General features: G+C 71.4%; 12 protein-coding genes. 6 read left to right on the top strand and 6 right to left on the bottom strand.

Translation table 11 applies throughout. From position 1 onward, the window contains the following. The first annotated feature begins 27 nt into the window (after positions 1-27). The 5 genes from ACZYRU_RS11950 to ACZYRU_RS11930 all read left to right on the top strand — a co-directional run bounded on the left by ACZYRU_RS11950 (position 28) and on the right by ACZYRU_RS11930 (position 6,611). Positions 28-2,502, top strand: coding sequence for a DNA gyrase/topoisomerase IV subunit A (locus ACZYRU_RS11950; protein ID WP_488957319.1), 2,475 nt, complete (start codon positions 28-30; stop codon positions 2,500-2,502). A 4-nt stretch (positions 2,503-2,506) separates the two neighbouring features. Continuing rightward, positions 2,507-3,220, top strand: a complete 714-nt coding sequence (locus ACZYRU_RS11945) for an LppX_LprAFG lipoprotein (RefSeq protein WP_488957318.1) — start codon at positions 2,507-2,509, stop codon at positions 3,218-3,220. Positions 3,221-3,230: 10 nt separating this feature from the next. Continuing rightward, positions 3,231-4,964: an MFS transporter gene (locus tag ACZYRU_RS11940; protein ID WP_488957317.1), complete on the top strand. Its 1,734-nt coding sequence runs from the start codon at positions 3,231-3,233 to the stop codon at positions 4,962-4,964. A 10-nt stretch (positions 4,965-4,974) separates the two neighbouring features. Further along, positions 4,975-5,469: a beta-class carbonic anhydrase gene (locus ACZYRU_RS11935; protein ID WP_488957316.1), complete on the top strand. Its 495-nt coding sequence runs from the start codon at positions 4,975-4,977 to the stop codon at positions 5,467-5,469. A 476-nt stretch (positions 5,470-5,945) separates the two neighbouring features. After that, entirely contained in the window at positions 5,946-6,611 is a 666-nt protein-coding gene (locus ACZYRU_RS11930; protein WP_488957315.1) for a hypothetical protein, read from the top strand. Between the two features lie 63 nt (positions 6,612-6,674). On the opposite strand, the gene ACZYRU_RS11925 is transcribed toward ACZYRU_RS11930, so the two are convergent. Genes ACZYRU_RS11925 through sfnG form a run of 6 tightly spaced genes read right to left on the bottom strand, consistent with a single transcriptional unit; the run spans position 6,675 to position 11,569 of the window. Further along, complete coding sequence (locus tag ACZYRU_RS11925; protein WP_488957314.1) at positions 6,675-7,046, bottom strand: hypothetical protein; 372 nt, start codon at positions 7,044-7,046, stop codon at positions 6,675-6,677. 19 nt (positions 7,047-7,065) lie between these two features. Then, entirely contained in the window at positions 7,066-7,575 is a 510-nt protein-coding gene (locus ACZYRU_RS11920; RefSeq protein WP_488957313.1) for a flavin reductase family protein, read from the bottom strand. Then, complete coding sequence (locus ACZYRU_RS11915; RefSeq protein WP_488957312.1) at positions 7,572-8,069, bottom strand: NAD(P)H-dependent oxidoreductase; 498 nt, start codon at positions 8,067-8,069, stop codon at positions 7,572-7,574. Before ACZYRU_RS11915 ends, ACZYRU_RS11920 begins: the two co-directional genes overlap by 4 nt. Then, positions 8,066-9,223, bottom strand: a complete 1,158-nt coding sequence (locus ACZYRU_RS11910) for an LLM class flavin-dependent oxidoreductase (protein WP_488957311.1) — start codon at positions 9,221-9,223, stop codon at positions 8,066-8,068. Before ACZYRU_RS11910 ends, ACZYRU_RS11915 begins: the two co-directional genes overlap by 4 nt. Before the next feature lie 31 nt (positions 9,224-9,254). Then, positions 9,255-10,451: an SfnB family sulfur acquisition oxidoreductase gene (locus tag ACZYRU_RS11905; RefSeq protein WP_488957310.1), complete on the bottom strand. Its 1,197-nt coding sequence runs from the start codon at positions 10,449-10,451 to the stop codon at positions 9,255-9,257. Continuing rightward, positions 10,451-11,569 (bottom strand): dimethylsulfone monooxygenase SfnG, encoded by a 1,119-nt coding sequence (gene sfnG / locus ACZYRU_RS11900; RefSeq protein ID WP_488957309.1) that lies wholly within the window; start codon positions 11,567-11,569, stop codon positions 10,451-10,453. The genes ACZYRU_RS11905 and sfnG overlap by 1 nt, the downstream gene beginning before the upstream one ends. A gap of 199 nt (positions 11,570-11,768) precedes the next feature. On the opposite strand from sfnG, the gene ACZYRU_RS11895 reads away from it, so the two are divergent. Then, complete coding sequence (locus ACZYRU_RS11895; RefSeq protein WP_488957308.1) at positions 11,769-12,671, top strand: LysR family transcriptional regulator; 903 nt, start codon at positions 11,769-11,771, stop codon at positions 12,669-12,671. Positions 12,672-12,679 lie beyond the last annotated feature (8 nt).

Here is a 12,679-nt window from a genome sequence, read left to right as displayed (position 1 = left end):
TCGGTCCCACCCGGAACAATGGCGCCCATGGCACGGCGTACCAAGCAGGATCCCCTCCCTGAGGACTTCGAGGAGCACATCCTCGACACCGACATCCGCGACGAGATGCAGTCGTCGTTCCTGGAGTACGCCTACTCCGTCATCTACTCCCGGGCGCTGCCCGACGCGCGCGACGGGCTCAAGCCGGTGCAGCGCCGGATCCTCTACACGATGAACGACATGAACCTCCGGCCCGACCGGGGGCACGTGAAGTCCGCCCGTGTCGTCGGTGAGGTCATGGGTCGGCTGCACCCGCACGGCGACGGCGCGATCTACGACGCCCTCGTCCGCACCGCCCAGTCGTGGTCGCTGCGGCTGCCCTACATCGACGGCCACGGCAACTTCGGCTCGCCCGACGACCCGCCGGCCGCGATGCGTTACACGGAGTGCCGGATGGCGCCGGCCGCGCTGGCGATGACGGAGTCGATCGACGAGGACACCGTCGACTTCAAGCCCAATTACGACAGCCGCGAGTACGAGCCCACCGTGCTCCCCTCGGCGATCCCCAGCCTGGTCGTCAACGGTACGACGGGCATCGCGGTCGGCATGGCGACCAACATGGCGCCCCACAACCTGGTCGAGGTGGTCCAGGCGCTGCGCCACCTGATCCAGCACCCGAAGACCGACATCGACGGCCTGATGCGCTTCATCCCGGGCCCCGACCTGCCGACCGGCGGCAAGATCGTCGGCCTCGACGGCATCCGTGACGCCTACGAGTCGGGCCGCGGCGTGTTCAAGATGCGCGCCACCGCCCGGGTCGAGACGATCGGGCGCCGCAAGGGCATCGTGGTCACCGAGCTGCCCTACGGTGTCGGCACCGAGAAGGTCGTCGAGCGGATCAAGGTGCTCGTCCAGTCCAAGAAGCTGCAGGGCATCGCCGACATCAAGGACCTCACCGACCGCGAGAACGGCCTGCGCCTGGTCATCGAGGTCAAGAACGGGTTCGTGCCCGAGGCGCTTCTCGAGCAGCTCTACAAGCTGACCCCGCTCGAGGACTCGTTCGGCATCAACAACGTCGCCCTCGTCGACGGCCAGCCCCGCACGATGGGCCTCAAGGAGATGCTCGACGTCTTCCTCGAGCACCGCTACGAGGTCGTGCGCCGCCGCTCGCAGTTCCGCCGCAACAAGAAGGCCGCCCGTCTCCACCTGGTCGACGGCCTGCTGCTGGCCCTCCTCGACATCGACGAGGTCATCCAGGTCATCCGCACCAGCGACAACTCGGCGGCCGCCAAGGAGCGGCTGATGAGCGTCTTCGAGCTCTCCGAGATCCAGGCCGAGTACATCCTCGAGATGCAGCTGCGCCGGCTCACGAGGTTCTCGCGCCTCGAGCTCGAGAAGGAGCAGGAGGAGCTGCGCAAGGAGATCGAGGAGCTCGACGCGATCCTCGGCGACGAGGGCCTGCTCAAGAAGCTGGTCTCCACGGAGCTGGGCGACGTCGCCAAGACGTTCGGCACGCCGCGTCGTACCGTCCTGCTCGAGTCGGCCGGCACCACGGCGGTCGCCGCCGCGGCCGCGCCGCTCGAGGTCGCCGACGACCCGTGCTTCGCGCTGCTGTCCTCGACCGGGCTCCTGGCCCGCACCAGCAACGCCGACGAGATCGGCACCGGCGGCGGCCGCGCCAACCACGACGTGGTCGTCTCCGCCGTCCGTACGACGGCCCGCGCCGACATCGGCGTGCTCACCTCCGCCGGACGACTGATCCGGCTCGCGGTCCTCGACCTCCCGGCGATCCCGCCGTCGGCCAACGAGCCCAACCTCCAGGGCGGCCTGCCGCTCACCGAGGTGCTCGAGCTGGGCGCCGGCGAGCGGGCGCTCGCGCTGACGACGCTCACCGCCGAGGGCCCCGGCCTCGCGCTCGGCACCAAGCAGGGCGTGATCAAGCGGGTCAACCCCGAGGTGCTCGGCAAGGACGAGTGGGACGTCATCGGCCTCAAGGACGGCGACGAGGTCGTCGGCGCGGTCGAGCTGCGCACCGGTCAGGAGGAGCTCTGCTTCGTCACCTCCGACGCACAGCTGCTCCACTACCCCGCCGACTCGGTCCGTCCGCAGGGTCGCTCCGGCGGCGGCATGGCCGGCGTGCGGGTGACCGACCGCGAGCGCGTGGTCTGGTTCGGCGTGCTCGACCTCAACTCCCCCGGCGGCGTGGTCCTGGTGACCTCGTCCGGCTCCTCGACCGCCCTGCCCGGCACCGAGCCCGGCTCGGTCAAGGTGACCGACTTCTGGGAGTACCCCGCCAAGGGACGTGCCACCGGCGGGGTGCGCTGCCACCGCTTCCTCAAGGGCGAGGACACCATCGTGTTCGCCTGGGCCGGCCCCGCGCCCGCCCGGGCCTCGGCCGCGAGTGGTGCCCCGGTCGACCTGCCCGAGGCCAACGGCCGCCGCGACGGGTCCGGCGTACCGAGCAGCCAGGCGCTCGCCGCAGCGGCTGGTCCGCTTGCCGTGACCCTGGGTGTGTCAGGGTGAGCGCATGACGACCCCGACCCGCGTGGCCGCCGGCCTGCTCTCCGCTCTCGTCGCCGTCGGCGGCCTGACCGCCTGCTCGGGTGACGACGGCGGCTCGAAGGCCGCGTCGTGGTCCGACGCCGGGGCCAAGGCCAAGAAGCTGCTCGACGACACCAGCGGCATCGAGGTCTCCCTGTCGACCGGCGACGACCCCGGCACCGACTACCTGTCGGCAGCGAGCGGCACCATCGTCGCCGATCCGCCGGCCTTCGAGGGCACCGTCGCGGGCCGGGTCAGCGGGTTCGAGGCGAGCTCGATCAACGTCGTCTCGGTCGACGGCACGCTGTGGATCGACGCCCCCGTGATCGGCTGGACCGACAAGTACCAGCCGGCGAAGCTGTGCGCCCCCGACCCGGCGAAGCTGCTCGACCCGTCGACCGGCGTCTCCACCGTGCTCACCACCAGCACGGACGTGAAGGCCGGCAAGTCCGAGCGCGGCGGCACGGACAACAAGGAGATCTTCCACACCTACGCCGGCACCGCCACGGGCGACGCGATCCGCAAGATCCTGCCGTGCGCCGAGGGAGACGACTTCAAGGCGACGTACCGCCTCGACGACAAGGGCTACCTGCGCACCGCGCGGCTGACCGGCGTCTTCTTCAAGGACTCCGAGCCGCTGACGTACACCATCGACGTCACGAAGTACGGCGTCACGAAGGACATCTCGGCTCCCCAGTGAGCCCACTGCGATGAGCGCGGCGAACCGGCTGCTGCTGGCCTTCTGCGCGGTCGCCGTGGCGTTCGCGGCGATCGACACGTACGTCGTCGTGCTCGCGCTGCCCGACATGATGGCCGGCGCCGGCATCCCGGTCGAGGAGCTCCAGCGGGCCGCCCCGATCGTGTCCGGCTTCCTGCTGGGCTACGTCGCGATCCTGCCTCTCGTGGGCCGGATCGCCGACCTGCGTGGCCAGGTCCCGGTCCTGGCGATGTCGCTCGTGGTGTTCTCCGCCGGCTCCCTGGTCACTGCGATCTCCTACGACCTGCCCAGCATGGTCGCCGGCCGGTTCCTGCAGGGCATGGGCGGCGGCGGGCTGGTCCCGGCGACCATGTCGCTGGTGGCCGCGCTGTACCCCGTCGACCGGCGGGGTCTCCCCCTCGGCATCGTCTCCGCGGTCCAGGAGTTCGGCAGTGTCCTCGGCCCGCTGTTCGGCGCCCTCGTGCTCTCCTTCACCTCCTGGCGCGGGATCTTCGCGATCAACCTCGCCGTCGGTGCGCTGCTCGTGGTCGCCGTCGGGCTCGTGAGCTCGTCGAGTAGCCGCCGGAGCGACGAAGGAGCGCAGGCGGCGTATCGAGACGCTCCCCGACGGCTCCCCGACGTCATCGGCATCCTGCTCCTCGCCGCGACCCTGGTCGCCGGCTTCCTCACCTTCGTCGAGCCCGGCAGCCTGCAGCGCGACCTGACCTGGGGCCGGCTCTTCATCCCGTACGTCGACGGCGGCAGCCGCTGGGTCACCCCGGTGGGCGTCGCGGCGGTCGTGGCCAGCGTGTTACTGGTGGCGTGGTGCTGGTTCCGGCCGCGGGCGCTGGTCGACCTGCGCGGCTGGCTCGGCCACCTGCTCGCCGCCGACCTGCCCGGCGCGGGCCTGCTGGCGGTCGTCCTCGGCGGCATCGTGCTGGCGTTCGCGACCGCCGACCCTGAGGTGGCGGTGTTCTCGCCGCAGGGCCCGTGGTTCCTCACGGGCTCGGCCGTGGCCGCGGTGCTGCTGGTGCTGCACCTGCGCCGGGCCGACGCCCCGATCGTGCCCCGTGGCGCGCTGCGCGCGGTGCCCGCGTGGGGTTCCCTCCTCGTCAGCTTCCTCGTCGGCTGGGCCCTGATCGCGGCCCTCGTCGACATCCCGCTGTTCGCCCGCACGACCACCGAGAAGGAGTCCCAGCTCGGCGCGGCGCTGATCCTGCTGCGCTTCCTGGCCGCCCTCCCGATCGGTGCGGTCGTGGGTGGCTGGCTGCTGCGGCGTGCCAATGCCGGGGTTCTCACCGCCGTCGGCATGCTCGCCGCCAGCGGGGCCTTCCTGGTGATGGGCCAGTGGGGCGCGCACAGCCTCGACGGGTTCGCGTCCAATGTCCCGCTGGTCGTCGGCGGCTTCGGCTTCGGCCTGGCCCTCGCGCCCGTCAACGCCGCGATCCTCGCCACCACCGACGACGACACCCACGGCCTCGCCAGCGCCCTCGTGGTGGTCGCGCGGATGGTCGGCATGCTGGTCGGCATCTCCGCGCTGACCACGATCGGCCTGCGCCGCCTGTACGCCGCCCGCGCCGCCGACCCCAGCCTCGGCATCAGCGAGCTCGGCATCCTGCAGGAGCAGGCGGTCTTCCGCGGTGCGTCCGCGGCAGCGTTCGCGGCCGCCGTGCTCGCTGTGGCGCTCCTCTCGCGCGCCCCCACCCGGGACGTGGACACCGCCGAGGTGCTGCGCGCGGGCGGCTAACCTGAGGGTCATGGGTGATTTCGACGATCTGCTGAAGGCCAACCGCGACTACGCCGCGACCTTCGACCAGGGCGGGTTCGACGGCAAGGCCCATGCCGGTGTCGCGATCGTGACCTGCATGGACTCCCGCATCGACCCGCTGCGGATGCTCGGCCTCGACTACGGCGACGCCAAGATCTTCCGCAACCCCGGTGGCCGCATCACCGAGGCCGCGCTCGAGGCGCTCGTCCTCGGCGCCCACCTGCTCAACGTCGACCGGATCCTCGTGATCCCGCACACCCGCTGCGCGATGGCGTCGAGCACCGAGGCCGAGATCCACGACAAGATCGGCGCCGCCGTCGGCCAGGACGTCACCTGGCACGCCTTCCACGTGATCGAGGACCAGAAGGCGAGCCTCGCCGAGGACGTCCGCAAGGTCACCTCGCACCCGCTCATCCCCGACTCGGTCAAGGTCGGCGGATTCATCTACGACGTCGACACGGGCCTGCTGACCCAGGAGGTCTGACACGCACGGCAGGTTCCGGGCGTCCGGGACCTGCCGTCTGCGTCTTCTGCGCTCTCACGGCCGTCCACAGGCGCCGACCTCCCGCGTTTGCCGCACTGGGCACCGCGGGCACGGCACGGTGCATGACGGACGAGTGGCAACCGAGACTGCGTGGGCGACCGCAGCTGACCTGGCCGGTGCCGGTGGATCCCTGCGGACGCACGGGACCGACGCGCGGCCGGGCTGCCGGCCCGCGCTGGCGACGTACCGGGGTGAACCTCTACGTACCGACGTCGATCGACGGATCAACGCCCGAGCAACGCATCGTCGAGGCGTTCGCACGATCGCGCGGCCGCGGCGTCATCACGGGATGGGCATCCCTCCGTCTGCACCGGGCCGCCTACTTCGACGGCCTCCGACCTGACGCCAGGACTCCGGTACCCGTGCTCCTCGTCGAGGGCGGCGCCCGTCTCAGGTCCACCCCAGAGGTGCAGGTCGTGCGTGACCGCCTCCCCGACGCTGACATCGTGCTCGTGCACGGCGTGCGCTGCACATCCCCCGAACGGGCTCTTCTCGACCATCTCGCGCGACTCGACGACCTGCGCGAGGCAGTCGTGGCCATCGACATGACCATGGCGGCGCACCTGACGACGATCCGCCGGTTCGGCGCCCACCTCGATCGGCGCCCGGGTGCGCGCGGCAGTCGCTTGGCCCGGGAAGCACTCGCACTGGCGGACGAGTGCAGCGCCTCTCCTCAGGAGCCCCGCTTCCGGTTGATCTGGCAGCTCGACGCCGGATGGCCGCGGCCGCTGGTCAACCACGATGTCCTCGACCTCGACGGCCGGTTCCTCGGCCGCCCCGACCTGCTCGACCCCGACCGCGGCATCGTCGGCGAGTTCGCCGGATCCATCCATCGCCACCGCTCGCGCCACCGCACGGACGTACGCCGCGAAGACCTGTTCCGGCGCGCCGGCCTGGAGTACGTCGAGGTCGTCGGCGCCGATCTCCACGACCGGCAACTGGTGATCGATCGGATGGTGGCCGCGGCAGCACGAGCCGGCAGCCACCCGCAGGGCTGGCGGTTGGGGCCGCCTCCACCGCCCCTCGACGACATCCTCGACCACCGCGATCTCATGATCACCCTCGCCGAGCACGGCGTGTGACACGCACAGCAGGTTTCCACTTGCTGCAACCTGCCGTGCGTGTCTTCCGGGGTACGCCGAGCGCTACAACAGGTCCCGCAGCCGCTGGTCCACCAGCGCGCCGGGCAGGTCGCCCAGGCTGCGGCCGAGCGTGGCGAGGTCGCCGAGCGCGGTGAGCTTGTCGAGGAGCGTCGCCGTCGCGCCGACCGGGTCGATGCCGAGCGGCACGTCCATCAGCAGCGGACAGTCGACGGCCCCGCCGTCGGGCTCGGGCGGGAGTGCGCCGGTCCAGCAGCCGACCTCGAGCCGCAGGGGCGCGGTCGGGCCGACGCCGTCGGCGAGCACGTCGACGTACCAGAACAGCTCGCCGACCGGGATCCGCAGGTGACCGCGGCGCGCCTTGGCACCGCGTGCCTTGAGCAGCTTGACGACGGCGGTGCGGTCGGCGGCGCTCATGGCCTCATGCTGGCACAGGTCACACGGCCGCGGTGAGCCTCCCGAATCCGCTGCGGTGGAACACCAGAGGCTGCGCCGTGTCGGCGTGGTCGACGGCGTGCAGCTCGAGCAGCACGAGGGTGTGGTCGCCCGCCTGGACCTCGTGGTGGATGGTGCAGTCGAAGCGGGCGAGCCCGTCGTCCAGCAGCACCGCGCCTTCGGGGCTCACCGTCACCTCGACGTCGTCGAAGCGGTGCTCGACCGGGCCTGCCAGCCGCCGGCACACGTCACCGTGGTGCTCGGCCAGTACGGTGAGCCCGAGATGGTCGGCACGGCGCAGGTCCGGCCAGGTCTTCGAGGTGTTCGCCACCGAGAACGAGACCAACGGCGGGTCGAGGCTGACCGAGGTGAAGGAGCTCGCGGCGAGCCCGGTCAGCGCGCCGTCGACCTCGGCGGCCACGGCGACGACGCCGCTCGGGAAGACGCCGAAGGCCTCACGGAGCCGCCCCGGGTCGAGGTCCTGGTTGGTGGTCAGTGCGGTGACGCTCATGCGGATGCTCCCGATCGGTGGAGGGCGGAGGCGACCGGCCGGACCTGCTCCAGCCAGGTCGCGTACGCGGCCGGATCGTCGTGCTGGCTGTCGAGGACGTACAGGCCGCGCACGGTGGTGAAGCCGAGTTCGGTCAGCACCGGACGCAGGGTCAGCTCGGCAGCCAGGGAGTGCCCGGGACTCGCCCCCAGCATCAGCGGTACGGCGAGCGCGGGTCGGGGCCGCGCCTCGAACCGGTCGAGGAAGAGCTTGAGCAGCCCGGTGTACGTCCCCTTGTAGGTCGGGCACGCGAACACCACGACGTCCGCCTGCTCCACCTGCTCGACCAGGCGCCGGATCCCCGGGTCGTCCAGCTCCAGCAGGCCGGCGCCCACGGTGGCGAGGTCGACGACCGGGCCGGGCGTCGTGCCGGTCAGCTGGCCGGCGAGCAGCGTGGCGACGGCGAGGGTGCGCGACGCCGGCCTGGGATTGCCGACGACGACCGCTGTGCTCACGACACCACCTGACGGCCACCGAAGGGCACCGCTGCGACCGACCGGGCGGCCGGAGCCGGGTGCGACCACAGGCCCCGCCGGGCCAGCTCGGGCAGCACACCCTCGCCGAACCAGTAGGACTCCTCGAGGTGGGGGTAGCCGGACATCACGAACTCCGAGATCCCCACCTCGACGTACTGCTCGACGAGGTCCGCGATCTCGGCGAAGCTGCCGACCATGGCAGTACCGGCGCCGCCCCGGACGAGACCGACCCCGGCCCACAGGTTCGGGTGGATCTCCAGCGAGTCCCTGCTGCCGCCGTTGAGCGCCAGCATCCGGGCCTGGCCCACCGACTCGCTGCGCCGCAGGCCCCCCTGGACCTGCGCGATCTGCTCGTCGTCGATGCCGTCGAGGAGCCGGTTCGCCTCGGCCCAGGCGGCCTCGGACGTGTCGCGGGCGATCGAGTGGAGCCGGATGCCGAAGCGCAGCTGACGCCCCTCGTCGGCGGCCAGCTTGGAGACCCACTCGATCTTCTCCCGTACGGCGGCCGGCGGCTCGCCCCAGGTGAGGTAGACGTCGACGTGCCTGGCGGCCACCCGGCCGGCGGCCGGCGACGATCCTCCGAAGTAGATCTCCGGCAGCGGGTCGGGGATCTGCGCCAGCACCGCGTCGTCGAGCCGGTAGTGCTCGCCCTCGTGGGTGACGGTCTCCCCCGCCCACAGCGCGCGGACCAGGTGCAGGAACTCGTCGCAGCGCTCGTAGCGGCCCTCCTTGTCGAGGTGGTCGCCGTACATCCGCTGCTCGTGGGACTCACCCCCGGTGACCACGTTCAGCAACAGCCGGCCGCCGGACAGGTTCTGGAAGGTGCCGGCCATCTGGGCCGCGAGGAACGGCGAGGTGAGACCGGGCCGGAAGGCGACGAGGAACTTCAGCCGGTCCGACAACGAGCTCAGCATGGCCGTCGAGACCCAGGCGTCCTCGCACCAGGCCCCCGTCGGGGTCAGGGCCGCCTCGAAGCCGAGCTGCTCGGCGCTGCGCGCGATCTGGCCGAGGTAGGCGACCGAGTTCGGCCGCTCTCCCGCGAACGAGGTGACGCCGTGTCCCCCGCCGACCACGTGTCGTCCGTCGCCGCCGTTGGTGGGCAGGAACCAGTGGAACTTGAGCTGTTGAGTCATGTCGTCCTTCTGCGAGTCCGCGGGTGGGTGGTCAGAGCTGGCCGTGGTTGGGAGGCAGCTGGCCGTCGAGGGCCCAGCGCCCCAGGTGGCGCACCTTCCAGGCGGCCGGGTCGTGGAGGGTGTGGGTGCGCGCATTGCGCCAGTGGCGGTGCAGGTTGAGGGAGTCGTGGGCGGACCGGGTCCCGCTGACCTCGAAGAGCCGCGTTCCCGCCTCCAGGCTCGCGCTGGTCGTCGCGGCCCGCGCCGCCGCGACCGCGAGGCTCGCGGCACCGGCCGATTCTGCATCGAGATCGGCGTCGGCCCGGTCGACCGCGCGACCGGCCGCGGCGACCAGCGCCTCCGCCGCCCGCACCGAGAGCTCGAGCTCGCCGAAGGCCTGGACGACCGTGGGGTCGTCGGCGTGCCGGGAGATGCCGAGCTCCGCGATGGCGTCCGGGTAGGGCCGGCTCTTGGTGGTGACGAACTCCGCCGCATCGGCGAGGGCGGCGCGGGCGATGCCCGCGTCGATGGCCGCGTGCAGCAGCTGCGCGAAGGCGCCGTAGGTCTGCGGCCCCTCGAAGGTCAGGTGGTACGGCGTGACCCGGTCCGCGCTGACGGCGACGCCGACGAGCCGCACCGTGCCGCTGGCCGTCGTGCGCTGGCCCATGCCGTTCCAGTCGTCGACGACGCTCACGCCCGCGGCGTGCCGCTCGACCCAGGCGACGTGCAACGGCCCGTCGACGCCGAGGTGGCTCAGCACCGGGATCCAGTCGGCGAGCAGGGCGCCGGTGGCATAGCCCTTCTCCCCGTCGAGCACCCAGCCGTCGGCGCCGTCGGGCCGCAACGTGGTCCGGAAGTCACGCACGTGGCGGCTGCCGATCTCGGACTGGGCGTTGCCGAAACGCTTGCCTGCCAGGACCTCGCCGAAGAAGAACGCCTGCTGGTCGGGCGTGCCCTGGTGGCTGAGTGCGTTGACGTAGACGAAGTGGCTGTGCGGGATCTGCGCGACGCTCGGGTCGCCGGTGGCCAGCAGCCGGAACGCCTCGGCCAGCACCGACGCCGGGAGTCCGGCGCCGCCGTACGCCGCAGGCACGGTCACCGCGAGCAGCCCCGACGCGGACAGCTCGTCCAGCTCGTCGACGGGCAGCACCCGGTCGGCGTCGCGCGCGGCGGCGCCCTTGGCGAACCGCTCGCCGAACTCGGCGGCGACGGCGAGCGCCTCGTGGTCGGACAGGACGGGGACCGGCATCAGACCCGCTCCAGCTCCGCCGCCTCGAGCTCCCGCACGATCGGGAGCACCTCGCGCCCGAAGTACTGCACGTCCTCCTGGAAGTGCAGGAAGCCGAGCAGGAACAGGTCCACGCCCCGGCGCTTGTACTCCAGCATCCGGTGGGCGATCTGCTCCGGCGTGCCGATCAGGCCGGTACGGAAGCCGTCGTTGTACTGCACGAGGTCGGCGAACTCCGAGTCCTGCCACATGCCGACCTTGTCGCCCGTCGACTGCCCGGCCTGCTTGACCGCGGACCCGAACCCTTCGACCGCCTCACGGTCGGCCTTGTCGACGATCTCGCGCAGTACGTCGCGCGCCTGTGCCTCCGTGCTCCGGCCGATGAGGAAGCCGTTGACACCGAAGCGCACCTGCCCGGCCCGGCCGTTGACCGCGGCGACGTCGCTGACGTCGTGGATCTGCTCGGCGATGCCGTCGGGCGTGTTGCCGTTCATGAAGTACCAGTCGGCGACCCGGCCGCCCATGCCGCGGGCGTCGGTCGAGTTGCCGCCCATGAAGATCTCGGGGTGCGCGCGCCCGGGTACGTCGTACGGCTTCGGCTTGAGGTCGAAGTCGTGCAGCCGGTAGAAGTCGCCGTTGAGCTCGGCGTGCTCGCTGGTCCAGATCTCCCGCAGGTAGCGGATGAACTCCTCCGAGCGGCGGTAGCGCTCGCCGTGCTCGAGCCACGGCTCGCCGAGCTTGGTGAACTCGTCCTTGAACCACCCGCTGACGACGTTCACGCAGAACCGGCCCTTGGTGTACTGGTCGGAGCTCGCGACCAGCTTGGCGAGCACGCCCGGCTGCCACAGTCCCGGGTGGACCGCCGCGATCACCTTGAGCCGCTCGGTCGCCAGCGCGATCGCGAGACTGATCGAGGTCGACTCGTGCTGGTAGGCGGCGCCGTACGACGCGATGTAACGCACCTGCGACAGGGCGTAGTCGAAGCCGTTGGCCTCGGCGAGCCGGGCGAGCTCGAGGTTGTAGTCCAGGCCCCAGTCGGTGCGCTGCTCGATCTTGCTCACCACGAGGCCGCCGCTCACGTTCGGCACCCAGTAGGCGAACTTCAACGGCTCGGGCGCGCGGGTCGGATTGCTGGTCATCGCTGCTCCTCAATTCGGGTATGTCGATCAGATTGCTTGTCTTTGACGGGCCGAACAAGGCCCAACGGTGCGTTTCGCCGTCGCAATGGACGACGGAGCCATCGGCAGCGCCTTCCACTCCACGCAGATCCGGCCCCGGGCGTGCTGCGCTACGCTTTTCATAGTAACTAACTGTACTTACTGCATTTGAGGGGACGTCATGAGGATCGAGCAGCTGGAGTACGTCGCCGCCGTGACACAGCACGGGTCGTTGCGGCGCGCGAGCGAGAGCCTGCACATCTCGCAGCCCGCGCTCAGCGAGGCGGTGAGCAAGCTCGAGCGGGAGCTCGGGGTGACCCTGCTCGACCGCCGTCGTACCGGCGCCCGGATCAGTCGCCAGGGCCTGGACCTGCTGCCGAACATGGTCGCCGTCCTGGATGCGGTCGACCGGCTCCGGACATCTGCGGGCGACCAGCACAACGTGAGCCGCACCGTCCGGATCGGCACGGTCAACGCGGCCACCTCGACCCTGCTGGTGCCGGCCTCACGCGAGTTCCAGGACTCCGCCCCGAACGCGACCGTCGAGGTCCTCAACGTCCAGCAGGCCGAGATCCACCAGGGCCTGCTCGAGGGATCGCTCGACCTGGGGCTGGTGAACCTGCTGGCCGGCGACGAGCCCGCCCACGACCTGCTCGGCACCGCCCTGCTGCACGGGCGCCCTGTCGTCGTGATGCCGGCCGACCATCCGCTGGCCGCCGGGGACGAGGTGAGCGTCGACCAGCTGCGCGAGGAGCGCTTCGTCGCGATGCGCGCCGGCTACGTCATGCACCGGTTCGCCCACCGGATCTTCGGGAGCAGGATGCCGCGCGTGTGCCACACGACCGACGGTGCCGAGATGGGCAAGTTCATGGTCTCCCAGGGCTTGGGCGTGACCGTGCTCCCCGACTACAGCGTCCTCGGCGATCCGCTGGAGCTCGCCGGGCTGATCACCGCCCGCCCGATCGCGGACGACGCCACCCGGGTCACCCTGGTCCTGCTGCAGCGCAGGACCGATCACGTCCGAGCCGCGGTCCGCGACCTCCACGCGGCGCTCGTCGCGCACGCGCGGAGGCTCGCGGCCTGAGTCCCTCC

Source organism: Nocardioides sp. F233 (assembly GCF_057813895.1).
The sequence above is the reverse complement of the archived record's forward strand: the minus strand, read 5'-3'. Positions and strand labels throughout refer to the sequence as shown.